Source organism: Actinokineospora bangkokensis (assembly GCF_001940455.1).
In the GTDB taxonomy this organism is placed as follows: domain Bacteria; phylum Actinomycetota; class Actinomycetes; order Mycobacteriales; family Pseudonocardiaceae; genus Actinokineospora; species Actinokineospora bangkokensis.
Map to the genome: position 1 here is coordinate 94,721 of NZ_MKQR01000016.1, position 25,176 is coordinate 119,896.

A 25,176-nucleotide genomic window follows, 5' to 3' on the forward strand; every position below is an offset into this window, starting at 1 on the left:
GGTGCGGCGCGGTGGACCGGCGGGGGTGCCCCCGGGGGCAGCGGGTCCGGGCCGCGCGGCGGTCCCCCGCGCGGCTGCCCCGGGGCCGCCGGGTGCGCAGACTCCGGGGTGTGCTGGCAGACGTCGACTCCTCCCTCCGGGCCTGGCTCACCGACGAGCTCGCGCCCGGCACCGAGATCGGGTTCGACCCGCCCGGGCTGCTCACCGGCATCCCGCGCAGACCGCGGCGGGCGGGCATCGTGAACCTGTTCCTGCACGCGGTCACCGAGAACCTCGACGGGCTCCCGGCGGGCCGGGTGCGGGTGCGCGACACCGAGGGCCGGGTGACCGGCAGCCACGTGGCGCACCGCAGCTACCACCTGTCCTACCTGGTGACGGCGTGGGCGGCGGACACCACCGAGGAGCACGAGCTGCTCGGTGCGCTGATCGGCGCGCACACCGAGCGCGACGCGCTGCACCCGGACCACCTGCGCGGCTGCCTGAGCGTGCTGGACACGGCGTTGCCGGTGCGGCTGGGCTGGACCCCGGCCGCGCGCACGGCCGAGCTGTGGTCGGCGGTGGGGGTGCCCATGCGCACCGCGCTGGACCTCACCATCACCGCCCCGGCCCTGCCCGCCCGGTTCGAGCCGCCCGCCCCGCCCGTCGAGGCGGTCCACCTGGAGGTCCACGGCGCCGTCGCACCCCCACCCGAGGTACCGCGGCGGCGCTGGGAGCGCACCGCGATCAACGAAAGCTGAAACATCCCTTCCCGCCACCCGCCCCCTCGTCCCCGCCCGGCACCGTCCCCGACCTGACACCGGACCGCCCGGCACCGTCCCCGACCTGGCACTAGACAGCCCAGGCACCGTCCCCGACCTGGCGCCGGGCAGCCCGGTGCCGAAGACCGCCCGCGGTTCGGGGACGCGCCCGCGACGACCTGACCGCACGACGACCCCGATCCCGTTGGAGGCACGATGTCAGCACCCGCAGTGGACACGAGCTGGTTGCGCGGTGACCCCACCGAGGGGCTGCGCCCCGCCCGGCCCAGGACGTTCAAGGAACTGGTGACCGCGGACCCGCTGTGGCGGCGGATCTACCAGGAGTGGCTGGCCGAGCACTACGACACGGTCATGCCCGGGTTCGACCACCCGCAGGTGCAGGCGCTGTTCGACCGGCTGACCGACACCACCCGGCAGCGCACCCCGCTCGACGACGCGATGCAGAAGCCGTTCGAGGACGCCTACCGGCGCAAGCCCGACGGCTTCTACGAGCAGTTCGGCGCCATCAAGGACATGCTCAGGGCCCGCACCGAGGCCGCGCGCGCGGCGGACCGCAAGCTCAGCGAGCGGGACGCGCTCAAGGCCGTCGGCAAGCAGGTAGCCGTCGAGGCGGTGCAGGCCGCGCTGGCCGACGCCGCAGGCGACGCGCCCATCGCCCTGCGCGCCTGGACCCAGGTGGAGGCGTTCAAGCAGGAGTTCACCACCGCGCGCAACAAGGCGGTGCAGGAGTTCGCGCACCCGGCCTGGAACAAGCACAGCGAGCACTGGCAGATGGCGCAGGACCTGCTGGCCGAGCGCATCGGGGCCGTGTCGTCGAAGGAGGGCGTGCTCCGCGAGACCGTGCAGCAGGGCCAGGCGATGCTCGGCGCGGGCAGCAAGCCGCCCGCGGTGTACCTGGACAAGCTGACCAACGACCTGGTCGAGTGGGCGAGCGCGATCAACCTGATGGCCGCCGGGTTCGCCGAGTGCGCCAACCTCATGTCGCAGTGGGCCAAGGTCAACGCCGAGAAGCTGATGAAGGACGACTTCGACACCTTCTTCCCCATCACCGGCGGGGTGATGCTGGCCGCGCGCACCGCGATCGGCGTGGCGGGCGTGGTGCTCGGCTTCTTCCCGCAGCTGGCCCCGATCGCGGGCGGGCTGGACCTGGCCGACCAGCTGGTCGAGGGCGGGGTGCGCCGGGCGGTGGTCGCGGTGGCCTCGCGCAACGGCAAGAACAAGGTGGACCTGGCCGGGGTGAAGCTGGAGCTCACCGACGAGTTCAAGAACTCGCGGGCGGGCAAGCTGTACATGAAGAAGGAGGCCGCCAAGGAGTACGCCGAGGGCAAGCTCCAGCAGCTCGGGGACACCGCCGCGGCGTTCAGCGCCGCGGTCGCCAAGGCCGCCGAGGACTACGTGCCCGGGGTCAAGGCCGCCCGCGAGGCCGCGACCCGCTCCGCCGTCGCCGCCCAGGCGGGCATCGACGACCTGCGCAGGCAGATCCTGGAGCGCAAGCCGGAACTGGCCAAGAGCGAGGCGTTCGACGGTGTGATGCGGCGGCTGACGGTGCTGTTCGGCAACCGGCAGGAGGAGGCGACCGAGGCGGAGCTGTCGGCCACCGCCGAGGAGATCAAGGGCCTGCTGTCGCAGGCCGCCGAGCTCGGCGGCCTGGAGGGCGGGCTGCCCTCGCTGGGCGGGATGGTCAAGGACGCCCTGGGCGACGCCTTCACCGCGATGGCGCCCGGGCTGGCCTCGGCCATCAGCACCGCGATGCCGGTGATCGGCGTCGTCAAGGTCACCGTGTCGACGGTGCTCGACGGCGTGGAGTTCTGGGCGGCGATGAACAAGGGGCTGACCCCGGACGGGATGACCACCGAGCAGCTGGCGCAGTTCCAAGCCATTGTCGGGCGCAACGTCCTGGGCACGCACGTGGCGTTCGAGGGGCTGGACTTCTCCAGCGTCAAGTGGGTCGGCAAGCAGGGCAGCGCGCTGGTGGTGGAGGTCGCGGGCGTCCAGGGGACGTTCGACCCGGCCACACTGCGGTTCTCCCCGTTCGACCGCTCGGGCATGCAGGGGCAGGTGCTCTCCCAAGTGCGCCGCTCCTACAGCGTGGGGCTGCACTCGCCCGAGGGCACCGTGCAGCTGAGCTGGGACGGCTGGGAGTGGGGCGACGAGCTGGGCGAGGGCACCCAGTCGGCCGCCGTGCCCGCCACCCACCCCGACGGCCGCGCCTACGACCTGCAACTGCTGGTCTACCCCGAGGGCCGCCTGGTGGTCACCGGCCAGACCATGACCAAGGCCGCCGACCCGGCGCGGCTGGCCAAGCGCGGGGCCGTGGTGATCGGCACCCGCGGGCCGGGGCGGGCGTTCGACCTGATCAACGGGATCGGCTGAGGGGGGCGCGGAGATGACCACAGCGGAGCGGGAACCCGACGAGCTGGCCGACGACGAGCTGCCCGACGAGCTCACCGAGGTCATGGACCAGCTGGTCGCGGTGGCCAACGAGTGCTGGGGGACCCAGGCGCTGTTCCGCCTGCTGGACCCGACGAAGACCGAGTGGCAGGGGCTGCGCGCCGAGGGTGAGCACTTCGTCGACGTCGACGGCGTGCTGGGCGTGCTCGACCTCAACCGCAGGGCGTTCCTGCCCGACGACCTGGTGCTGCTCACCGAGCGGCTGCGGGAGCGCCTGGCCGCCGCCCTGGCCGACACCCCGCTGGCCGTGGGCGACCGCACGGCGGTGGTGGACTGGGGCACGGTGGAGATCGTCGAGGGGCAGGAGCAGCCGTCGGCGACGATCGCGGCGACGGCGACGTCGGTGCCCGAGGCCGACGAGGCGTTCTACCGGCTGACGCTGCTCACCGACCCGGAGGGCGGGGTGCAGGTCACCGCGCACGAGCGGGTCGGCGGGGCCGAGGAGGACGCCGCTGACGGGTCGGCGGAGGGGTCCGCCGAGGGCGGCGGTGTCGACGGCGACTACCTCAACGCCTACTACGGCTCGGACCCGCTGCCCTTCGACGGGATCGGGCTGGTGGTCGACTGGAGCACGTGGGCGCCCGACCAGGTCGCCGACGGCGGGTTGATCGGCTCGCCGGTGACCGGGCGCGACCACGAGGAGCGCGAGTACGACCTGTACGTGTGGTTCGGGCCGGAGACCGGCGCGCAGATCGTCTCCGCCGAGCCCAGGGCCGCCGCGGCCGGTGCCGCGGAGGTGGACCCGCGCGCGTACTTCGCCACCGAGGTCGAGCCGCAGCTGCGCGCCCACTGCGCCGACCGCGGCCGCGCGCTGGAGGCGGCGGGCGGCGAGCGGTTCGACGTGTCCCGCTGGATCGACGGCGACGGCGACTACCAGCCGGAGTTCCTCGACCACGACGGCACGCGCTTCGTGGTGTCGCTGCGCGCGACCCTGCTGGGCGAGGACGAGCGCGAGGTCCGCGCCCGCCTGAGCCTGGCCGCCCTGGACGACGTCCGCGTCGAGGGCCTGGACTCGGTCTGACCGGTGCCCCGGCCGGGTGGCGCCCGCCACCCGGCCCGGCGGGCCCACCGGGTTCCCATTGGGCGGTCGCCCCGCCCGCACGACCCCTGGAGTGATCCCATGCGCGCTTGGGCCGTCCTGGCGCTGGCCGTTGTGCTGGCGCTGCCCGTCTTCCTGCTGGGGCCGTCCGCGCCCGTGCCGACCCCGGTGGCGGCGCCGGGCGTGCTGCCGCCCCCGCCCGCGGCACCGGTCGAACCGGACCTGCGGGAGGCGGTGTACGGCGACTTCCTGCTGGTGGGCAACAGCTCCCTGCGCTGCCCGGTGGCCGGGGAGGTGACGGGCGACCACACCCCCGCCGAGTGCGCGCAGGCCCGCGCCGGGCAGCGCCCGGGTGGGCTGCTGGACAACAGCGCGACGAACAACGGCTACTTCATGCACTTGGCCGACGACGACACCCGACCGGCGACGTTCACCTCCAGCCGGGCGGTCGTCGTGGTCCCGGCGGGCGCGCGGGTGAAGCAGGCGCGGCTGAGCTGGGGCGGGCACACGGGGATGTTCCTCGGCTTCTCCGGCGTCAACTGCGTGCGACCGCTGCTGCTGCAGGGGGACCCGCCCCCCGCGCCCGCCGCCCCGTCCCCCGCGCAGCAGCGGGTCGGGATCTCCCTCGGCGGGGCGGCCCCGGTGGAGTTCGCCCCGCAGGGGTACCGGGCGACGGAGGGGTTGACCGAGCCGAGCCAGGTGTACTCGGCGTGGGCGGACGTGACCTCGGTCTTCACCGGCACGGCGACGGGGGCCGCGGTCGAGGTGTCGGTGAGCGACGTGTGGGTGCCGACGGGGCCGGGGTGCGCGGGTGGGTGGTCGCTGGCGGTGGTGTTCGACTACGGGCAGCCGACCGCGCGGTACCCGCACCCGCGGGTGGTCGACTTCTACTCCGGCACGCTCCCGCAGGGCGGGGCGCTGCTGCCGGGCCTGCTGGAGCCGCTGATCCCCGGCTTCCCGTCCTTCGTGGACGCGCTGCTGCCGGGTCTGGTCCCGGGGTTGACCGGCACGGCCGTGTCCCTGCCCGGGGTGTCCCCGAAGCGCTCCCAGGCCGACGTCGCGGTGGGGTTGACGGCGTTCGACGGGGATTGGGGGCAGGGCGGGGAGCGGTTCACAGTGGACGGTGAGCCGGTGGCCGAGCCGTGCACGGGCGGAGAGGACTTCTTCCGGTCGTGCGCGTTGGGGGCCGTCCCGCCGGTGGTGAACACGATGGGGGTCGACGCCAAGGTCGTGCGGCCGGCGCTGGCGGACAACGACGACGGCTCGATCGAGGTGGGCGTGCAGGGGGTGGAGGACTTCGTCGCGGTGACGGGCCTGGTGCTCGCCGAGACGGTGACCCCGGCGATCTCGGTGGACGTGACCGGGCCGGACGCGCCGGTGCGGGAGGGGGACCTGGCGCCATTCGCGGTGGTGGTGACGAACACGGGGACGATGCCGCTGCGCGACATCCGGGTGGACGCGGGGGCGCAGGCCCGCTGCGCGCCCGCGGCGGTGCCCCCGTTGGCCCCGGGCGGGTCGGCGCGGGTGACGTGCGTGCAGCCCGCCGGGCCGGGGCGGGTGCAGAACCGGACCGTGGTCACCGGCACCTACCTGACGACGTCCACAGGGGACGCGCGCACGGTGTCCGCGACAGGGCAAGCGTTTGCGGAGGTGACCCCGGCGGACCTGGCCGTGCGCCGCGTGCCGGACAAGCTGCTGGTGCACGCCGGGGAGCCGGTGCGGTTCGCGGTGACGCTGGTGAACAACACCGACGTGTTCTACTCGGGTGTGCGCTACGTCGACGGCGCGACGCCGACGTGCACGGGCGTGCCCCAGACCCTGCCCGGCCGCTCCAGCGCCGCGTTCGAGTGCGTGCTGCCCGCGGCGCGGGACAGCTTCGCCAGCCAGGGGTCGATGACCGCCGTGGACGCGGCGGGCAACGAGGTCCGGGTGCAGAGCCAAGCGGTGACCACCACGGTGATCGCGCCGACGGTGGCGCTCACCGGTCGGGCCGAGCCGGAGACCGCGTACCGGGGGTCGCCGGTGGTGTTCAGCCTCTCGGTGACCCACACGGGCGCGGAGTCCGACGGCCCGCTCTACGACGCGGTGATCACGGTGCCCGGGTGCGAGGTCCCGACGATCCCCGCCGTCGAGCCGGGGGCGACGGTCACGGCCTCCTGCACGGCCGAACCCGAGCGGAGCGGGCCGGTCGCCGCCTCCGTGTCGGCCCGCGACGGCTCCGGCTACGCGGTGACGGCCACGACGACGATCCCGCTGACGCTGCTGGAGCCGCGCCTGGAGGTGACGCAGGAGGTGGTGCCGACCGTCGTCCGCACCGGCGCCCCGGTCGAGTTCACCATGACGGCGCGCAACACCGGCACCGCGGCGGACGGCGACCTCACCGACGTCCGCCTGGACAACCCCACGATCCCGCCCAGCTGCGCGCCGGACCCGATCCCCCGGCTCGCGCCCGGCGAATCGGGGTCGGTGTCCTGCACGGCCGTCCCCGACCGCAGCTTCTCCAGCGTGGCCGTGGGGCGGGCGCAGGACTCGCAGGGCCGGGCCATGTCCGTGACCGCCGCCGAGGTGCCGGTGGCGGTCACGCACCCCTCGCTGGCGATGCAGGTCGCGGTCGAGCCTGAGTCGGCCCGGCACGGTGCGCGCGCCGACTTCTCCGTGGTGGTGCGCAACACCGGGGACGTGCCGGTGGAGGTGTCCGTGCGCAACGACCAGGCGGCCGACTGCGACCTGGTCGAGCCCTCGCTGCGGGCAGGCGCCGCCCAGGGCGTGCGGTGCCAGGTGGACCTGCCCAGGGACGAAGCGGTGGACCGGCTGGTGAACACCGCCCGCTACACGGCCAACCCCGTCCCCGGCGACGGCGGCGCCGAGCTGGGCGGCGAGTCCTCCGCCACGGTGCGGGTGCTGGCGGGCCAAGCCCCGCAGGACCCGTCGGCGGGCCCGGACCCGGGCGCCGACCCCGGCACCGACCCGGGCGGTGACCCGACCCCGCAGGACGGCATCACCGGCGGCACCGGCGGCACCGGCAGCCCCACGACCGGCGGGGCCGGGCAGGGGACGACGGACGGCTTGGCGAGCACCGGCGCGTCGGTGGCGGGTCCGCTGGCCCTCGGCGTCGGGCTGCTCGTGGCGGGCGCCATGGCGCTCGTCCTCGCCCGCGGGCGCAGGCGGGGTTAGGGCCTGTCCTCAAAGCCTGCTCTGTGAGAGTCGTGATCAGATCGGACGCAGGCGGTGCCCGGACGAGGGACCTCGTACTGGATGTACTCGGTTCCTCGGCCGGTGCCGCCTGCGTTCGATCTGGCGCGGCTATCGCTGGGCGTGGCTTTGAGGACAGGCCCTAGCCTGCGGCGGCCGGGGCCTTGGCCAGCTCGGCCCGCAGGTGGTCCTCGACCGTCGTGGCGGGGCGGTCGAGGAGGGTGGCCAGCGTCGGGTCCGCCGGGCCGAAGTCGCCCGCGCGGGCGGCGACGAACAGCGTCAGCATCAGCTCGCCCACCGGGGCGGGGTAGGAGGCGCGGTACTCCTCGTCGGGGACGACGACGTGGCGCACGGTCGTGCCGGTGATGTCGGTGGCGAGGGCGGCGAGCCGCGCCATGTCGACGGTCTCGGGGCCGGTCAGCGGCGGGGTGGGGCCGTCGAAGCCGCCGTCGAGCAGGATGCGGGCCGTGCCCTGGGCGAGGTCGGCGTGGGTGGTCCAGGCGACGGGGCCGTCCTCGGGCACGCGCAGCTCGCCGGTGCGCAGGGCGTCGACGAGCAAGCGGACGGCGGTGGAGGCGTAGAAGCCGTTGCGCAGGGCGGTGTGCGCGGTTCCGGTGCCGCCCAGCACCGCCTCGGTGGCCCAGTGGTCGGGGGCGGGCGGGAAGGGCGAGTCGGGGCGGGCGCCCATGTGGCTGGTGTAGAGCACGCGCTGGGCCCCCGCCGCCGCGGCGGCCTCGATGGCGGCGCGGTGCAGGCCCAGCGCCTGCTCCCCGAGGGTGTCGGTGGAGACGACGAGCACCTGGGTGGCGCCCTCGAAGGCGTGCGCGAGGCCGTCGGGGTCGGCGAAGTCGCCGTGGCGGACGCGCACCCCCCGCTCCGCGAGGTGGGCGAGCTTGTCGGGGTTGCGGGCGGTCACGGCCACCTGGTCCGCGGTGGTGCGGGCCAGCAGCTCCGACACCACCAGGCCACCGAGATGTCCACCAGCCCCGGTCACGACGATCATGATTTCCGCCTCTCGACATGCTCTTATCAGTGATACCAGCAAGAGACTATCACTGGAATTATCAGTGATCGCAAGTGTGCGTTACCATCGTTCGCGTGACGACGGGCGAGGGCGACCTGCGGGCGCGGATCGTGACGGCCGCGCTGCACCTGCTCACCGAGGGCGGCGTGGAGGCGGTGTCCACGCGCGCGGTCAGCGCGGCCGCGGGCACCCAGCCACCGACGATCTACCGCTTCTTCGGGGACATGCAGCAGCTGCTCGACGCGGTCGCCGTGCGCGGGTTCGAGGACTACCTGGCCGCCAAGACCCGGCCCGAGCCCGCCGCCGACCCGGTGGAGAACCTGCGCCGCGGCTGGGACCTGCACGTTGACTTCGGCCTGGCGAACCCGGCCGTCTACCGCCTGATGTACGCGCGGCTGCGCACCACCGAGCAGCGCTCGCCCGCCCTGGCGGCCACCACCGACGTGCTGGCCCAGCACATCCACCGCATCGCGGTGGCGGGGCGGCTGCGGGTGCCCGAGGCCCGCGCGGCCGCGCTGGTGCACGCGGCGGGGTCGGGCACCACCCTCAGCCTCATCGCGACCCCGCCGCCGGAGCGCGACCCCGACCTGTCCCCCACCGCCCGGGAAGCGGTGATCGCCGCCATCACCACCGAGGGGGCCGCCGCCACCCCGGGGCCCGGGGCAGCGGCGATCACGCTGCGCGCGTCGCTGGACGACCTTGACCGGCTCAGCGCGGGCGAGAAGGCGCTCCTGGCCGAGTGGCTGGACCGCGTCGCGCGCTAGGTCGCGCTGCGCCTCGGCGTGTCCCTACCACCCGCTCGGGGACCAGGCCTCCGGCGGATCAGTCCCACCACAGGACCACCGCGAGGCCGCGCTCCGCCGCGCCCGCGTAGAAGTCGCGGGTCACGCGGTGCTGCTCCGCCAGCTCCCCGGCCAGGTCGAAGTCGAGGTCGAACTCCGCGGCGAGCGTGCCCAGCAGCGCCACGGCCGCCGACCGCTCCGCGGGCACGAGGGCGCGCACCGCCGCCGGGGTGATCGCGGCCAGCTCCCCGGCCACCCGCGCCACCGCGTCGGGCTCCAGGGAGACGACCGGGTGGTCGAAGACCGTGTCCCTGTGGCCCCGGAAGTCCGGGTTCACCTCGGTGTCGTCGCCGCGGAACGCCCGGTCGGCGGGCAGGTCGTGGCCGAGCAGCCGCCACGCCCGCTCCAGCAGCACCGGCCACCAGTTCAGGTCGGCGTAGTCGGTGCGCGGCAGTGCGTCGAAGGAGCACACCGCGGCCAGCGCGTCCGCCGACCGGCGGGCGTCCTGGAGCACCGCAAGGGGCACACGAGCGAGGTTCTGCACGACGGCCATGCGCGCAGTGTGCGCTGTTCAGGGGCTTGCGCACTGCCGGTTTTCGCCCCGCGCACCCCGTGGTGGGCAACCGGCGCCCACCACAAGGGCAATTTAGGTAGCGGCTACCCATGTTGCTCCGCGCGCACGGGTGCGACGCTGCTCGGCGTGAGGCAGACGGTCGAGAGCGCGCAGCTCGGCACCCCGGACGTGGGGGCCTGGTGGGCGCGGGCGAGCTACCCCGGGGAGGCCCCCGGCCGCCCGGCGTGGGTGGCGCTCGTCGACCGGGTGCTCGCGGACCTGCCCGAGACCGGGGAGCGCCCCGAGCCCGACCCCACCGCCGCGGGCGACCGGGTGTTCGCCCCGGTCGTGCGGCCCTTCCTCGCCGCCACCCGGCAGCTGCTCGCCGCGGGCCTGGAGGAGGTGGACCTGACCGGGGTCGACCTGGCCGCGCTGTGGCCGGGGGTCGAGCACTGGCTGACCGGCAGGCTCACCGCCACCGCCTCGCGCACCCTCGTCGTGCGGCTGCACGCGGCCAAGCGCGCGGGGCGGCTGCGCGGTGCCACCGGCGCCGAGCGGTTCACCGACTTCCTCGGCCTGCTGGCCGGTCGCGCCGAGCTGGCGGAGGTCTTCGACCGCCACCCCGTGCTGGCCCGGCTGCTCGCCGAGGCGTGCCTGCGCACCGCCGACGCCGTGGTGGAGCTGCTGCGCCGCTTCGCCGCCGACCGGCAGGCGCTGTTCACCGGGTTGCTCGCGGGCGGGGACCCCGGCGACCTGGTGGCCGTGACCCCCGGGTCCGGCGACGTGCACGCGGGCGGGCGCTCGGTGGCGGTGCTGGCGTTCTCCGGCGGGGCCAGGCTGGTGTACAAGCCGCGCCCCCTGGGGTTGCAGGCGCGCTGGGCGGAGCTGCTGGACTGGTTCGCCGGGCAGCTGCCGGAGCTGGCGCCGCGCGCGGTGCGGGTGCTGGTGCGCGAGGGCTACGGGTGGGCGGAGTTCATCGCGGCGCTGCCCTGCCCCGACCGCTCGGCCGTGGAGCTGTTCTACCGCAGGCAGGGCGCGCTGCTGGCGCTGCTCTACGCCCTCGACGCCACCGACGTGCACTGCGAGAACCTCATCGCCTGCGCCGCCGAGCCGGTGCTGGTCGACGTCGAGACCCTGTTCCACCCCGCGTGGGCGGCGGCCACGACCAACGGCCCGGACCCGGCGATGCGGGCGCTCACCCGCTCGGTGGTGCGCACCGCGCTGCTGCCGACGCTGATGCTGGGCGAGCACGGTTCGCTGGACGTGTCCGCCGTCGGCGCGGGCAACGACGAGCCCACCCCGGTGGCGCTGCCCCGCTGGGAGGCGGCGGGCACCGACGCGATGCGCCTGGCGCGCGGTCGGCTGCCCTACGCGGGCGGGGCCAACCGGCCGGTGCTCGACGGCGTGCCGGTCGACGCCACCGCCCACCAGCAGAGCCTGCTCAGCGGGTTCCGGGTGGCCTACGACCTGCTCGTGGCCAGCCGCGCCGAGCTGCCCGGCCTGCTGGCCGGGTTCGCGGGCGAGCAGGTGCGGCTGGTGATGCGGCCGACGCAGGTGTACGCGCTGCTGCTGGCCCAGGCCACCCACCCCGACCACCTCGTCGACGGCGCCGCCCGCGCCCGCGCGTTCGCCGCGCTGGCCGAGCAGCCCGCCGAGGCGCACCAGCGGCCGCTGGCCCGCCACGAGGTGCGCGAGCTGCTGGCCGGCGACGTGCCGCTGTTCACCGCCCTGGTCGAAGGCACCGACGTGCGCGCCGCGGGCGGGCACCGGCTGCGCGGGCTGCTCGTGGCCAGCGGGCTGGAGCAGGCCGTGGCCAAGGTGTCCGAGCTGTGCGCGGAGGACCGCCGGGAGCAGGAGTGGCTGGTGTCGGCGACGCTGGCCACCAAGCGGCCCGCGGTCGGGCACGGCGGTGGCGGCCCGGTGCCCGACCCGCCCGCCCCGGCGGTGCCCGACAGCAGGCACCTGCTCGCGCTGGCCTCGGGCATCGGTGACGACCTGGTGGCCCGGTCGCTGCAGGAGGGGTCCCGGGCGAACTGGCTGGGGCTGGAGCTGGTGGACGGCAAGCACTGGGTGGTGCTGCCGATGGGCGCCGGGCTGGCCGAGGGCTACACCGGCACGGCGCTGTTCCTGGCCCAGCTGGCGCACCTGACCGGCACCGCCCGCTACGGCGAGCTGGCCGCCAGGGCCGTGCGCGGGCTGCCCGCCCTGGTGCGGGTGCTGGCGCAGAACCCGGAGCTGGCCCGCGAGGTCGGCAGCGGCGGGTACTTCGGGCTCGGCGGCATCGCCTACGCCACCGCCAGGATCTCCCGGCTGCTCGGCGACGACGAGCTGGCCGAGTGCCTGCCCGCCGCGGTCGCGGCGACGGCGGCGGCCGAGACCGGCGGCGACGCGGGCGTCGGCGAGGGCACCGCGGGCGCGCTCGCGGCCATGCAGGCCGTGCACGCCGAGACCGGGCTGCCCGAGGCCGCCGAGCTGGCCGCCCGGCTGGCTGGTGAGCTGGCCGAGCGGCCGCTGCCCGCCGCCGCCGGGTTCACCTGGGGCCGGGCGGGGGTGCACTGGGCGCTGAGCCGGGGCGAGCGGGCGCTGGCCGACGCCGACGCCGTCGAGGGCACCGGCTGGTGCTCCGGCCTGGCGGGCGCGGTGCTCGCCGCGGGCACCGCCGGGGACCCCGGCGCGCACGCCGACCGGTTCGTCGCCGCCGTGGCCGCCCGACCGCCGCGGCGCGACCAGTCGCTGTGCCACGGCGAGCTGGGCACCCTGGAGGCGCTGGTGGTGCTGGCCGGGCAGGGGCACGACGGCGCCGCGCGGGCGCTGCGCCGGGCCGCGGCTCGCCTGATCGGAGCAGTCGAGCAGCACGGGGTGCACTGCGGAACGCCGGATGGCGTAGCAAGCCCAGGGCTGTTCACCGGAACCGCGGGCATCGGTTTCGGCCTATTGCGCCTGGGATTCCCAGAGCGCGTTCCCTCCGTCCTGCTGCTCCAGCAGGCGGAACGCACCTGATAACACGATCGACACGGGGAGCTGTCATGCGCGACGAAATCCGCGGCACCGAATTCACCGACAGCGCGGCGCAGGAGTGCCCGCTGGCCGCCGCGACCACCGCCACCAGCGCGAAGGTGGGTGTGCGGGCCAAGGTCCTGGCGGGCATCACGCTGGGGATCGCGGGTGGCGTGGTCATCGCCGGGGACATCAGCACGGTCGTCAGCGTGCACGGCCCCGGCGCAGCCTGAGGATTACCGGAGTTGTACCGCACCATTAACCGGGAATGGCGGGTGCGGGGTCCGATCGGCTCGACGGGGGATTCCCCTGGAAGTGGCCGGATCGTCGACTAGAGTCGGACCATGCGCACCCGCTCCCCCGCCATCGTCGGCCGCGAACCGGAGCTGGACGAGATCGCGGCGGCGCTGGCGGGCGCGCAGCGGGCGCGCGGCGGGGCGGTGTTCCTCGTCGGCGAGCCCGGCGTGGGCAAGACCCGGCTGGCGGCCGAGGCGGTCGGCCGGGCGCTGGAGTCCGGGATGGTGGTGCTGCGCGGGCGCGGCAGCACCACCGGGCCCGCGGTGCCGTTCCGGGCGCTGTCGGAGGCGCTGCTGTCGCTGGCCCGCACCGCCGAGCGCGGCCTGGTCGACCAGCTGGGCCCGTACCGCTCGGCGCTGGGGCGGCTGATCCCGGAGTGGGCCGACGGCGACGCCGACGCGGGCGACGGGTCGCTGGTGGTGCTGGCCGAGGCGACGCTGCGGCTGGCCGGGTTGGCCGGGCGCGGGCGCGGCTGCCTGGTGGTGCTCGACGACCTGCAGGACGCCGACGTCGAGACGCTGGCGGTGGTGGAGTACCTGGCGGGCAACCTGTTCGGGCAGCCGGTGGCGCTGCTGGCCACCGTGCGCGCCGAACCGGGGGCCGCGCTCGACCTGGCGCACGCCACCGCGCGCGGCGGCGACGGCGTGGTGCTGGGCCTGCGCAGCCTCGACCGCGGCCAGGTGACCAGGATCATCGCCGCCTGCCTGGGCACCGGCACCGAGCAGGTCTCCCCCGCGGTGGCCGACCGGCTCTTCGCCGACAGCGCGGGCAACCCGCTCATGGTCGAGGAGCTGCTGCACAGCATGGTCGCCGCGGGCGAGCTGGTGCGCGGCGGCGACGAGTGGCGCTTCACCGGCCAGTTCCGCGGCGGGGTGCCGCCGACGCTGGTGCACGTGATCACCCGCCGCGCCGAGCGGCTCGGCCCCCGCGGGGTGCACCTGCTCTCCATCGCCGCGGTGCTCGGGCGCCGCTTCCCGCTGTCGGTGGTGCAGCGGGTCAGCGAGCTCGACGACCGCAGCATGTTCAGCCACCTGCAGTCCGCTGTGGACGCCCAGCTGCTGCACCCGGACGAGCGCGGCGAGGACTGGTACGCCTTCCAGCACCCGCTGACCGCCGAGGCGCTGCTGACCCGGTTGAGCCCGGCGGACCGCGCGTCGCTGTCGGCGCGGGCGGCCGACGCGCTGGTGGCGCTGCACCCGGACCTGCCCGGCGAGCTGTGCAGCCTGGTCGCCTCGCTGCGGGTGGCCGCGGGCGACCGGTGGGCGGCGGCGGGCCTGTACGCCGAGGCGGCCCGGCGCGCGCTGGCCGACGGCGCCCCCGGGTCGTCGATCGTGCTGCTGGAGCAGGCGGTGTCGGTGCTCGACGACGACGCCGCCGAGGACCGCGCGCACGCCGAGGAGCACCGCGAGCTGCACGAGCTGCTGCTGTTCGCCCTGGCCGAGGCGGGCCAGTTCGACCGGGCGGTCCACGTCGCCTCCACCCTGCGCCCGCTGGGCGGCACCCGCGACACCGCCCGCCAGGTGAAGGTGCACGTCCGGTTGGCGTGGGCGGCGCAGGTGGCGGGCCGGTGGGGCGAGGGCGTGGCGCAGGTCGCCGCCGCGCGGGCGCTGCTGCCGCCGGACCCGCCCGCCGAGGACACCGTGGCGATCGACGCCGTGGACGCCTACCTCACCATGTCCGGCCCGCAGCCGGACCGGGTGCGCCGCAGCGAGGAGCTGGGCCGCCGCGCGGTGACCGGCGCCGAGCGCATCGACGACCCGTCCACGGCCTGCCAGGCGCTCTACGCGGTGGGGTTCGTGGTGCGCGAGCGCGACATGGTCGAGTCCGACGCGTGCTTCCGCCGCATGCTCGACATCGCCGCCGAGCACCGCCTCACCAGCTGGCGCACCTACGCCCTCATCGGCCTGGGCGGCAACGCCTGGCTCGCCGACGGCGACCCAGGGCCGCTGGAGACCGCCCGCGCCGAGGCCCTGCGCACCGGCGGCATCAGCCTGGCGCACAACGCCGAGGCCGTCCTGGGCCTGCACACCGCCCTCACCGGCGACTTCGACACCGCCGCCCGCAGGTTGGCCGCCTGCGGCGCCGAGTCCTCCCGCATCAAGCTCGTCGCGGTCACCCGCTACGTGCACATGGCGGGCGCCGTCCTCGCCGCCCACCGCGGCGACCGCGCCCGGATGCGCGCCCGCCTGGACGAGTTCTACCGCACCGGCGGCGGCGAGTCCCCCGAGGCACCGCTGGCCCGCGGCCTGGCCAAGGTCTTCTGCGCCCTGCTGGAGGAGGACCTCACCGGCGCCCGCGCCGAACTGGACGAGATCGCCGCCGACCAGGCCAAGCAGCCCAGCACCTTCTACCTCGCGGGCCCGCACGGCCTCAAGGTCCTGCTCGACGCCCTGCACGGCGCCGCGGACCTGTCCGACGTCCACCGCGTCGCGGCGAGCCCGGCGGGCCGGATGCGCTGGAACCGCCAGTTCCTGCACCTGGCCGAAGCCGTCCTGCACGGCACCCAGGGCTCCCCCGCCGACGCCGACCGCGCCCTCGCCGCCCACGCCGACGCCGCCGCCCGCTTCCCCACCGCCCGCCTGCTCGGCCTGCGCCTGATCGCCGAACCCGCCATCGACACCTCCTGGGGCGACCCGGCCACCTGGCTGCGCGAGGCCGAAGCCCACTTCCACCGCCTCGACATCGCCCCGGTCGCCAGCGCCTGCCGAGCCCTGATGCGCCGCGCGGGCGCCCCGGTCCAACAACGACGGACGGGCACCGAACGGGTACCGGGCAACCTGCGGACGCTGGGGGTGACCGTGCGGGAGTACGAGGTGTTCGAGCTGCTGGCCCACCGCCTCCCCAACAAGGCCCTGGCCGCCCGCCTGCACATCTCCCCCCGGACGGTGGAGAAGCACGTGGCGAGCCTGCTGATGAAGACCCAGATCCGCGACCGCGGCACCCTCGTCGAGTACGCCGCCCAGAGCATGTCCCAAGTCTGACGCCTCCGCCCCGGAACTGGCGCACCACGGTCGAAGAGGACGAGGTGGAGGCGCTGGCTCCAGCGACCTGACCAGACGTTCCCACGCCGGGGTAGACAGTCCCCGGGGTCTTGACCACCAAGTGATCCGCTCAGTCTGGCGGGGTATCGGCGGAGGTCGGGCTGGGCCGTCAGCGGCCGTAGTGGGCGGCGAGGGCGTGGAAGGCGGCCTTGGGTTCCCAGCGCGGGTCCGGGCCGTCCCCGGTCAGCACCTTCACCACGCCGTAGCTCGCGAGGTCCAGGTCATCGCGCGGGTCACCCGTGGTGCGGTGGGGGAAGCTGTTGAGGGCGAAGGAGAACACGAACGCGCTGTCGACGCCGGCGGCGTCGAACGCGTCCAGGTACTCGCCCAGGACACGGGCCTGTTCGGGTTCGTCGCGTTCGAGGGTGCGGTTGAGCCGCAGGGGTTCGCCGGTGTCGGGATCGCTGTCGACGACCTCGTGGCCGCGGCCGCCCAGGTCGGCGGCGCCGCGGTAGGTGGCGGTGCCGAACTCGGTGATGGCCACCGGCTTCTGCTGGCCCGCGACGAACTCCCGCACCCCGTCGGCGAAGTGGTCTGCCACCTCCGCTGAGCGGTACAGGTCGACCGAAACGATGTCGAACAGCGACCAGTCCACCCGTTCCAGCGGGATCGACGCGTACGTGACCGGTCCGCCGAAGTGCTCGCGAACGGCGCTCACCACGCGGCCCAGGAACTCGTTCAGGCGTGCGCTCAGCTCACCGACGCGGGCAGGCAGACCGGCGCGGTCAGCGAGCAGGCCTGCCAACCGCTCCTCCACGGTCCGGCCCGGGAGGAAGCCGTGGACCATCAAGCACAGCTCCGCCCCCGCGACGAACACGACCTCGGCGCCCGACGCGCGGAGGCGTTCCGCGCGCTGGGCGCAGTCCACCACCAGCTCCACCACGGCGTCGGCGTCGAGGTCGAGCGGGTACGGGGAGAACCACACCTCCAGGCCCAGCGCGGCGGCCTGTTCCGCGGCCTGCTCGACCTTCTCCGGGACGCCGCCCAGGACTCGCAAGGCCGTGCAGTGCAACTCGTCGCGGATGACCTGCAGGTCGCGGCGGGCGATCTCGGGGGTGAAGCCGGGTCTGGAGTCGCCGCCTCCCCGGACCCACCCGGTCTCGTAGCTGATGCCCCTGCCGCGCATGCGAACCCCTCTCCGACGCCGGACGGGAGGAGCGTGCCAGCAAACTTGCGCGCACGCAAGTTTGCCGACGCGCAAGTCCTGTGCCACCCTGGCGCCGTGACCGGTCTCCGCGAGCAGAAGAAGCAGGCCACCCGGGTCGCCCTGCGGGAGGCGGCGCTGCGGTTGGCCGTGGAGCGCGGGCCGGAGAACGTGCGGGTCGACGACATCGCGGCCGCGGCGGGGGTGTCGGTGCGGACGTACAACAACTACTACGCCAGCCGGGAGCAGGCGATCGTCGCCGCGATCACCGCCGAGCGGGAGGGCAGGGTGGCCGCCGCCCTGGCCGCCCGCGCGGACGAGCCGCTGGCCGAGGCCGTCGTGGCGGCCGTGGTCGAGCAGTACACCGACCCGGGCGCGGACACCCGCCCGCTGATCGAGGGCAACCCCGCCCTCCGCGCGGCCTTCACCGACACGACGCCGGTCGAGGACCCCTTGGCGGAGGCGATCGGGCACCGGGTGGGCGACCCCGACACCGCCGCCGTGCTCGCCGCCGCCACCGCCGCGGCCGTCCGCGTGGCGCTGCGGCGGTGGACCGCGCCAGGCCCGACGGGGCTCGTGGTGGTGTCCGGGCCCCTGCCGGACCTGCTGCGCCGAGCGCTGTCGCCGCTCGCGCCCGCGCTGGCGGCGGCGGAGGCTCAGTCGGGGAAGTAGCTGGCCACGATCCGGCGCTGCACCCGCCGCCCGGACGTCTCCAGCACCCGCTTGCCCCACGCTGTGCGGCCGAGCACGCCGTAGCGGAGGGCATTGAGCGGCACCAGGTACGCCACCGCCCACGGCGGTCGCACCGGCAACCCCAACTCCCGCAAGCCCTTGCGCCCGAGCAGGGTCGTCACCATGCTCAGCACCCGCTCGCGCTCGAACCACCCACACAGCGCCGGGGCGAACCGGTGTGCGCGCTCGCGCTGGCAGTCCACAGCGGACTGGGCGAGCGGCGGGCCGGATTCCGGGGACAGGTCCGCCGCGGCGAGCAGCACGTGGTAGTTGAGGCGGTGGCGCTCGCGCTCGTCGTCGGTGAGGAAGTCCGGGTGCACGCCGAGCAGCCAGCCGACGTAGCGCCACAGGTGCAGCAGGGCGTGCGCGTCGGCGGCCGGGACGCGGGCGCCGAGCGCGCGGCACCCCAGGATGAGCACGCCGTCGAACAGGCCGAGGGTGCCCGCCTGGTCGGCCTGGTTGACCGGCAGGCCCCAGCGCGCGGTGTCCCAGGTCGGCTCGGTGGCGGAGTTGACCAGGGCGTGCACGACGCGGACGTGCGCGGTGGCCCGCCACCCCTCGCCCCCGGGCCGCAGCGCGTCGCGCCCGGTGAGGCTCAGCGCCCACCGCTGGGTCTCCCCGAGGCGGCGCAGCGCGGTCCCGCCGGTCAGCGCCCCCGTGCGCACCAGCAGGTCGGTGGGGCCGCCGAAGCGGTAGCCGCCGATGAGCGAGAGCTGGAGCAGCACGTCGGCGGCGGTGCGCCCGAGCCGGGTGAACACCCGCGCCCCCTGGTCGACCAGGTCCCAGTCGACCCAGTCGGGCACCTCGCTGATCGCGGCGACGAACGCCGCGAGCGGGGCCGGGTCGTCCGGCGCGACGCCGGTCGCCAGGGCGTCGCGCAGCCGCGCGCGGGACACCGCTCGCGTTCGCATCGCATCGGCGAGGGCCGCGCCGAGTTCGTCGCGCTCGGTCAGCGCGGCCCCGAGCCGGGCCATCAGCTCTTCGTCGACCTCGGCGGGCACGCGGCCGAGCAGGCGCAACGCCCGTCCCAGGCGCCGCCCCCTCCCCTCGGCCTCGCGGTGTCGGGTGGGGGTGGGCCGGGTTCCGGCGGGTGCGCTCATGCGACCACTGTGACGCGAGCCATCGCTCGCATACAATTCGCGTTCGTGCGCAAGGTCCCCCGGCAGCAGCGGTCCCGGCAGATGGTCGAGCGGATCGTGGCGGCCGCCCGCCGGGTGCTGGTCGAGCAGGGCTACGACGCCTTCTCCACCAACCGGGTCGCGGCCGCGGCCGGGGTGAGCCCGGGGTCGCTCTACCAGTACTTCCCGGACAAGTCCGCCGTGCTGGACGTGGTCGTCGACCGGTACTGGGACGAGGTGGCCGACCGGGTGCAGGCCGCGCTGGGCGACCGGGTGGGCCAGACCGGGCCCGCGGTGGTGCGGGCGACGGCGGCGGCCGTGCTCGCCGCGCTGGAGTCCGACCGGGAGCTGCTGCGGGTGCTGCACGAGGACCTGCCGCCGCGCCGGTTGGCCGGGCAGCGGCGGGCGCTGGAGGTGCGCGTGCGCCACCTGCTCGCGGCGGTGCTCGCCGGGCGCGGCGGCGCGGGCGGGCGCTCGGTGGACGCGCAGGCGTGGGTGGTCGTGCTCGCGGTCGAGGCGATCGCGCTGCGCTGGGTGCTCGACGGACCGGGCCCCGACCGCGGCGAGGTCCTCGATGAACTGACCGCCCTGGTGACCGGTTACCTGGCACCGGCGCAGCTCGGCTGAGGACCGTCCCGGGTGGACACCCGGGGCGCTGCGCGATCGCGCAGCCGGTGTGCGCGTTCGGCTGCGCGAACGCACCCCCGCCCGCGGCGCGCCCGCTGCCACGATGGCTGCGGCAACGTCGAACGCGGAGGGGAAGTGGGCCGGTCATGCCCCTGGGAGCCGAAGTGGCGCAGCAGGTGAAGGTCCTGCTGCGCGGCAGTGAACTCGATGAGGTGCGGCAGCTGCGCGAGACGCGCATCAGCGTGCTGCTCGGTGGTGGCAGCGGGTGGCTGGAGGAGTCCGACTCGGCGCTGGAGCGCGACTTCGGCGGGCGGCTGTCCAGCGGGCAGTCCGACGAGCTCTCCACGCTCGTGGGCCGGGCGACCGACGACGACGGCGTCAAGCAGGTCGTGGTGTGGTTCAACGGCGTGCTCGACGGCTGGGCCACCACCAAGCCCGGGCCGCGCTTCAGCGGCGTCGCGCAGGTGCCGGGGTACGCCGACTGGTGGCAGGGCCTCGACAGCACCGACTCGGCCTGGAAGTACGTCCGCAGCGACACCGCGCCCACCGACGCCACCCCCGGCTGGGTCGACCAGGCCACCGCGTACGCGGCCATGGCCCAGCCCGCCGCGGCCCGGTTCTCGGGCGTGGTCCCGGTCAACGGGCACCCCGGCTGGTGGCAGGGCCTCGACGGCACCGACTCGGCCTGGAAGTACGTCCGCAGCGACACCGCGCCCACCGACGCCACCCCGGGCTGGGTGGACCAGGCGACGGCGTTCGCCACCATGGCCGCGCCGCAGGCGCCCGCCGCGCCCCGGTTCAGCGGCATCGCCCAGGTGCAGGGCTACCCCGGCTGGTGGCAGGGCCTCGACAGCACCGACTCGGCGTGGAAGTACGTCCGCAGCGACACCCAGCCGACCGACGCCACCCCCGGCTGGGTCGACCAGGCCACCGCGTTCGCCACCATGGCCCAGCCCGCGGCCGCCACCGCGGCGCCCGCCACCGCCGCCACCGAGGACGCCGAGCCCGCCGAGCCGGTGGTGCCCGAGGAGGACATCGCCGCGTTCGTCGAGTCCGTCGTGGGCCCGTCGCTCACCGACGCGCTCGGCGAGGTCGACGGCGTCGAGGAGCTGTCCGCCGAGGACGTCTACGACGCGCTGAACGAAGCACTGCACCAGCTGACCCTGAACGCGTGAGGTGACCACGATGGCAAGTCCGACCGAAGGTCCCGTCGCCCGCGCCAAGGCGCTGCTCGCGGCGAAGGCCCTGGAGAACATGCGGGGCAAGATGGACGAGGCCCCGGTGTCGCTGCGCAAGCTGCCGGTGGCGAAGGTCGAGGCGGTGGTGGTGGAGACGGTGATGAGCCCGGTGGTGGCGGAGGTGGTCGCGTCGGTGACCACCGAACCGCTCGCCGAGGTGCCGGTCACCACCCCCGGCACGCCGGGCACCCCCGGCACGCCCGGCGGTTCCGGCGGTTCCGGCAGTCCCGATGTCGACGGCGCGGAGGGCCCGATCGCCTCCCGCAAGCCCAAGCCCGCCTGGATGCTGGCGCTGGCGGAGCGCCAGCGCGCCAAGGGCGGCCCGCCCGCCCCGGAGGCGCCGGTCGTCGACCGCGCCCCCGACATCAGCGGCGTGCGCGCCATCTACCGCGGCGACGACCGCCCGCCCCGGGAGATGGCGCTGAAGTACAGCGGTTTCTCCGCCCGGCAGGCGCAGAACGCCGCCTCGGCCGTCGCGCTGCTCAAGGAGATCTGCGCCGACGGGGTGGACAGCTGGATGGGCGAGTGGGTCGGCGGCGGCATGATGGGCATGAAGCCCTGCGTGTCGAGCACGTCGAACCCCAGCGGCTTCGGCCCCGAGAAGAACTACTTCTACAAGGCCGACTTCAACGCCGGGGTGACCCGCAAGCAGTTCACCACCGACGTGCTCGGGTTCATCCCGCCCCGGGACGTGCGGCGCAAGTCCACCCGCAGCGCCCTGTACACCAACGGGGACACGGTCATGGGCTCCTCGGTGATCGTGCTGGCCTACGCCGAGGAGATCCTGTTCCTCACCCCGATCCCGGAGGCGTGGATCACCGAGGCGAAGTCCACCAAGGCGGGGGTCTACAAGCCGTTCAACCCGGTGACCCTGCGCGCCACGCTGCGCCCGATCACCGACGACCTCACCATCTGGTGACCCGGGTGGGGCCGGGCCCACCCGGCCCCACCCGCGGGTCAGGGCGCGGCCGCCCGCTCGGCGGCGGTGCGGGCCCGCTCGGCGGCGGAGCGCAGCACGCAGAACTCGTTGCCCTCGGGGTCGGCCATGACGACCCAGCCGGTGCCGTCGGGCTGCCGCCGGTCGGCGACGACGGTCGCGCCGAGCCCCAGCACCCGCTCGACCTCCTCGTCGCGGTTCCTCGGCGGGTTGAGGCACAGGTGCAGCCGGTTCTTCACCGTCTTGGGCTCGGGGACGCGCAGGAACAGCACCTGCCCCTCCCCCAGCCCCACCTCGTCGTCCCCGGGTTCGTCGTGCTCCCCGAGCGGCAGGCCCAGGACCTCGCTCCAGAACAGGGCCAGGCGGTGCGGGTCGGCGCAGTCGACCGAGATGTGCGCGATGCTCGCTGTCATGGTGCCCACCCTGGCGCGCGACCGGGCGCGGGCACCACCGAATTCCGCCCGGGCCCGCCCCCGGTGGGGCGTGCGGGAGGACTACGCCCAGGTCTCGGGCAGGATCCAGTGCGGGGCCTCGGCGTCGTGCACCGACCGCACCGGGGAGACCGTGACGTGGCCCGCCAGCAGCAGGGCCGCGTCGGTGCCCGGTTCCAGCTCGTCGTCCACCAGGGCGCTGCCCACCTCGATCTGCCCCTCGGCCGAGCGCACGACGCGGCTGCGCACCTGGCCGACGCGGGCCAGCCCGGCCCACCGGGCCGGGCCGACGTCGGCCAGCTCGCGGTCCGGGATGTTGATGTTGACCAGCCTGCCCGGCTCCTGCTCGGCCACCAGCGGCAGCAGGTCGCGCAGCACCGCGGCGGCGGTGTCCCAGTGCGGCGGCTCGACCGGGTGCAGCGGGACGTCGAGGGAGATCGCCGCGGCGCGGGTGTCGTTGATGGAGGCGGTCAGGGCCGCGCCCGCCGTCCCCGAGTGCAGGATCTGGCGGCCGATGTTGGCGCCCAGGTTCACCCCGGAGAGCACCAGGTCCGGCGGCGGGCCGAAGGCGCCGTGGCAGGCGGAGAGCGCGATCAGGCCGGGGTGGGCGGCGACGGCGTGGGCGGGGGTGCCCGGCAGCTCGGGCAGGGTGCGGTCGGCCACGGCCACCCTGCGGTCGGCCGCGGCGGCGGTCAGGCCCGCGCTGGTGCCGCTGGCCTCGGTCTCGGGGGCGGCCACGACGACCTCCCAGCCCTGCTCGGCGGCGCAGCGGGCGAGCACGAGCAGTCCGGGGGCGTCGATGCCGTCGTCGTTGGTCACGAGCACGCGCATGGTCATGGGCCAGACCTACCCCGCCGGTGCGATCTCCACGCGGTCGACCAGCGCGCGGACCGCCTCGCCGCTGCCGCTGCCGAGCCCGTGCCGGGTGATGTTGAGCGCGCCCGCCGCCGCGCCCAGGCGCAGCGCGGCCGCCCGGTCGAGGCCCTGGGCCAGGCCCGCGGCCAGCCCGGCGGTCATCGAGTCGCCGCCGCCGCGGGTGTCCACCGGCTCCAGGCTGGGGCTGGTGACCAGCAGCTCGGCGTCGGCGCTCACGGCCAGGGTCGGCTCGGCCGCGCGGGACACCACGACCAGGCCCACCCCGCCGTCGACCAGCTCGCGGGCGCCCTTGACCAGGTCGGCGAGGTCGTCGGAGGCGGCCCGGCCGTCCTCGACCAGCTCCTCGTGGCTGACCTTGACCACCGCGGGCTTGCCCTCCAGGGTCGCCGCCAGCCGTTCCCCGGCCAGGTCGACGACGACCTCGCAGCCGTTGCGCGCCAGGTCGACGGCGAGCCGCTGGTAGACCGATACCGGCACCACCTCGTCGCAGGCCTCGTCGATGGACCCGCTGAGCACGGCCACCCCCGACTCCAGCCCGGCCACCACCGCCAGCTCGTAGAGGTCGTCCACCTCGTGCCGGGTGAGCCGGTCGGGGCGCTGGTGCAGGAACGGCTCCCGCTCGCCCCCGCGGCGGTCGTGGATGTAGACGCCGTTGCGCGCGGCGACGTCCCTGGCCCGCACGGTCAGCTCCGGCCCGGTGAGCAGGTGGCGCAGCACGGCCCCGGTCTCGCCGCCGAGCGCGCAGCAGAACACCACCGGGGTGCCCAGCGCGGTGATCATCCTGGCCTGCCAGAGCCCCTGGCCCCCGGCGTGCAGGTGGGTGTCCGGCTGCCCGTCGAGGTCTTCGACGGTCACCGTCAGCGTCGGGGACGGGGCGAACACGCTCACCTGTTCGGTCATGGCCCCCAGGTACCCGGAAAGTCCGGATTGCACACCTTCGGGTGATTCGACTGAACGGCGCAGCGGGTTCGGGAGAACGGCGGCCTCCCGGGACCGGGTCTCGCGGCGCGGACGTGGCACCGTCCGCAGCGCGGGCGACCGGCCGATCAGGAGAACAGGGTGGACCAGTCGTCCCAGAAGGCGGTGACGACCAGCGCGAGCACGGCGGCGTACCAGATCGCCAGCACCGACCCTCGCACCCGGCGCAGCCCCGCCAGCGCGGGCCAGGTGTCCACCGAGGTGTGGAGGAACAGCGCGATCGTCACCGCCCACACGACCATGCAGTAGGGGCACAGCGCGTGGATCTCGAACAGGCTGGACGCGATCAGCCAGTGCACGAACCCCACGCCGAAGGCGGTGCCCGCCCACATGCCCACCCGGAACCAGCGCGGCGGGGCGAACCCGATCAGCCCCACCACCCCCACGGTGACCACCACGCTGAACGCGGCCAGGCCGATGAGCGGGTTCGGGAAGCCGAAGGCCGCGGCCTGCGGGCTGTCCATCACCGTGCCGCAGGCGAACACCTTGCCCAGCGTGCAGGACGGGACGTAGCTCGGGTCGCGCAGCTTGGCGATCTTCTCCAGGGTCAGCGCGCCCGCGGCCAGCAGCCCCAGCGCGCCGCCGACCGCCCACCACCACGACAGCCCCCTGCTCAGCGGGGGTGCCCCGGTCTCCTGCGGTGCGGGCACCACCCCGGTCGCCTCAGCCATCTCGCTCACTCCCTGACCCGTGCCTGGTGGACGGCCGCGGGGACCGCCCCCGTCCAGGTTGCCACGGAACCCGGCCGGGACGCGGTCGCCGTCCGCGACCTCACGCCCTACCGGTCGGACGGAGAGCCCTCCCGGTTCCCGCGACCGCCCCCGCGCCCCGGACCAGCGCGGTCGTGCCGCTGTCCGGTTCGCCGGGAAGCGGCTCCGCGTCCGGATCGCCCCTCGGTGGCGGACCCGCGGGAGCGCGCGCACCCTCCGTCCACAGGGGAGGGAGGGTGCGCGGTGGTGCC

The 25,176-nt window shown here is 75.4% G+C and carries 20 protein-coding genes; 12 read left to right on the forward strand and 8 right to left on the reverse strand.

Features of this window, described 5'->3' with window-relative positions; all coding sequences use genetic code 11:
* Positions 1-110 precede the first annotated feature (110 nt).
* The 4 genes from BJP25_RS15025 (at position 111) to BJP25_RS15040 (ending at position 7,422) form a co-directional block, all read left to right on the forward strand.
* Complete coding sequence (locus BJP25_RS15025; RefSeq protein ID WP_075975546.1) at positions 111-737, forward strand: Pvc16 family protein; 627 nt, start codon at positions 111-113, stop codon at positions 735-737.
* A gap of 216 nt (positions 738-953) precedes the next feature.
* The gene (locus BJP25_RS15030) at positions 954-3,131 is read left to right on the forward strand and encodes a hypothetical protein (RefSeq protein WP_143219091.1); all 2,178 of its coding nucleotides are present in this window, start codon (positions 954-956) and stop codon (positions 3,129-3,131) included.
* Positions 3,132-3,144: 13 nt separating this feature from the next.
* Positions 3,145-4,230 (forward strand): hypothetical protein, encoded by a 1,086-nt coding sequence (locus tag BJP25_RS15035; RefSeq protein WP_075975548.1) that lies wholly within the window; start codon positions 3,145-3,147, stop codon positions 4,228-4,230.
* Between the two features lie 99 nt (positions 4,231-4,329).
* Entirely contained in the window at positions 4,330-7,422 is a 3,093-nt protein-coding gene (locus BJP25_RS15040; RefSeq protein WP_075975549.1) for a COG1361 family protein, read from the forward strand.
* 160 nt (positions 7,423-7,582) lie between these two features.
* Here BJP25_RS15040 and BJP25_RS15045 read toward each other — a convergent pair whose 3' ends face one another.
* A complete protein-coding gene (locus BJP25_RS15045) occupies positions 7,583-8,443 on the reverse strand; it encodes an NAD(P)H-binding protein (RefSeq protein ID WP_075975550.1) in 861 nt (286 codons plus the stop codon).
* A gap of 95 nt (positions 8,444-8,538) precedes the next feature.
* On the opposite strand from BJP25_RS15045, the gene BJP25_RS15050 reads away from it, so the two are divergent.
* Positions 8,539-9,228 carry a TetR/AcrR family transcriptional regulator gene (locus BJP25_RS15050; protein WP_075975551.1) on the forward strand — a complete coding sequence of 230 codons (690 nt, stop codon included), beginning with the start codon at positions 8,539-8,541 and terminating at the stop codon, positions 9,226-9,228.
* A 58-nt stretch (positions 9,229-9,286) separates the two neighbouring features.
* Here BJP25_RS15050 and BJP25_RS34185 read toward each other — a convergent pair whose 3' ends face one another.
* On the reverse strand, positions 9,287-9,799 hold the full coding sequence (locus tag BJP25_RS34185) for a hypothetical protein (RefSeq protein ID WP_158075654.1): 513 nt from the start codon (positions 9,797-9,799) through the stop codon (positions 9,287-9,289).
* A 147-nt stretch (positions 9,800-9,946) separates the two neighbouring features.
* Between BJP25_RS34185 and BJP25_RS15060 the strand changes: the two genes are divergently transcribed.
* The 3 genes from BJP25_RS15060 (at position 9,947) to BJP25_RS15070 (ending at position 16,074) form a co-directional block, all read left to right on the forward strand.
* On the forward strand, positions 9,947-12,799 hold the full coding sequence (locus tag BJP25_RS15060; RefSeq protein ID WP_075975553.1) for a type 2 lanthipeptide synthetase LanM family protein: 2,853 nt from the start codon (positions 9,947-9,949) through the stop codon (positions 12,797-12,799).
* Positions 12,800-12,825: 26 nt separating this feature from the next.
* Positions 12,826-13,029: a hypothetical protein gene (locus BJP25_RS15065; protein ID WP_075975554.1), complete on the forward strand. Its 204-nt coding sequence runs from the start codon at positions 12,826-12,828 to the stop codon at positions 13,027-13,029.
* 111 nt (positions 13,030-13,140) lie between these two features.
* Positions 13,141-16,074: a helix-turn-helix transcriptional regulator gene (locus BJP25_RS15070; RefSeq protein WP_075975555.1), complete on the forward strand. Its 2,934-nt coding sequence runs from the start codon at positions 13,141-13,143 to the stop codon at positions 16,072-16,074.
* 169 nt (positions 16,075-16,243) lie between these two features.
* Here the strand turns inward: BJP25_RS15070 and BJP25_RS15075 are convergent, their stop codons facing one another.
* Positions 16,244-17,260, reverse strand: coding sequence for a hypothetical protein (locus BJP25_RS15075; protein WP_075975556.1), 1,017 nt, complete (start codon positions 17,258-17,260; stop codon positions 16,244-16,246).
* Positions 17,261-17,356: 96 nt separating this feature from the next.
* On the opposite strand from BJP25_RS15075, the gene BJP25_RS15080 reads away from it, so the two are divergent.
* Positions 17,357-17,950: a TetR/AcrR family transcriptional regulator gene (locus BJP25_RS15080; protein ID WP_075975557.1), complete on the forward strand. Its 594-nt coding sequence runs from the start codon at positions 17,357-17,359 to the stop codon at positions 17,948-17,950.
* Here the strand turns inward: BJP25_RS15080 and BJP25_RS15085 are convergent.
* Positions 17,935-19,110 carry an oxygenase MpaB family protein gene (locus BJP25_RS15085; RefSeq protein WP_075975558.1) on the reverse strand — a complete coding sequence of 392 codons (1,176 nt, stop codon included), beginning with the start codon at positions 19,108-19,110 and terminating at the stop codon, positions 17,935-17,937. The genes BJP25_RS15080 and BJP25_RS15085 overlap by 16 nt on opposite strands.
* Before the next feature lie 45 nt (positions 19,111-19,155).
* Here BJP25_RS15085 and BJP25_RS15090 point away from each other — a divergent pair, with 45 nt between their 5' ends.
* From BJP25_RS15090 to BJP25_RS15100, 3 genes are all read left to right on the forward strand, one after another.
* Positions 19,156-19,755 carry a TetR/AcrR family transcriptional regulator gene (locus BJP25_RS15090; RefSeq protein WP_198943501.1) on the forward strand — a complete coding sequence of 200 codons (600 nt, stop codon included), beginning with the start codon at positions 19,156-19,158 and terminating at the stop codon, positions 19,753-19,755.
* Between the two features lie 164 nt (positions 19,756-19,919).
* On the forward strand, positions 19,920-20,930 hold the full coding sequence (locus BJP25_RS15095; protein ID WP_075975560.1) for a hypothetical protein: 1,011 nt from the start codon (positions 19,920-19,922) through the stop codon (positions 20,928-20,930).
* 10 nt (positions 20,931-20,940) lie between these two features.
* Entirely contained in the window at positions 20,941-21,912 is a 972-nt protein-coding gene (locus BJP25_RS15100; RefSeq protein ID WP_075975561.1) for a hypothetical protein, read from the forward strand.
* A gap of 38 nt (positions 21,913-21,950) precedes the next feature.
* Here BJP25_RS15100 and BJP25_RS15105 read toward each other — a convergent pair whose 3' ends face one another.
* From BJP25_RS15105 to BJP25_RS15120, 4 genes are all read right to left on the reverse strand, one after another.
* Positions 21,951-22,343: a VOC family protein gene (locus tag BJP25_RS15105; RefSeq protein WP_075975857.1), complete on the reverse strand. Its 393-nt coding sequence runs from the start codon at positions 22,341-22,343 to the stop codon at positions 21,951-21,953.
* 81 nt (positions 22,344-22,424) lie between these two features.
* Positions 22,425-23,198 carry a 5'/3'-nucleotidase SurE gene (surE, locus tag BJP25_RS15110; protein WP_233158090.1) on the reverse strand — a complete coding sequence of 258 codons (774 nt, stop codon included), beginning with the start codon at positions 23,196-23,198 and terminating at the stop codon, positions 22,425-22,427.
* 9 nt (positions 23,199-23,207) lie between these two features.
* A complete protein-coding gene (locus BJP25_RS15115) occupies positions 23,208-24,137 on the reverse strand; it encodes a PfkB family carbohydrate kinase (RefSeq protein ID WP_075975562.1) in 930 nt (309 codons plus the stop codon).
* 146 nt (positions 24,138-24,283) lie between these two features.
* Positions 24,284-24,886, reverse strand: a complete 603-nt coding sequence (locus tag BJP25_RS15120) for a vitamin K epoxide reductase family protein (protein WP_075975563.1) — start codon at positions 24,884-24,886, stop codon at positions 24,284-24,286.
* Positions 24,887-25,176: the final 290 nt, after the last annotated feature.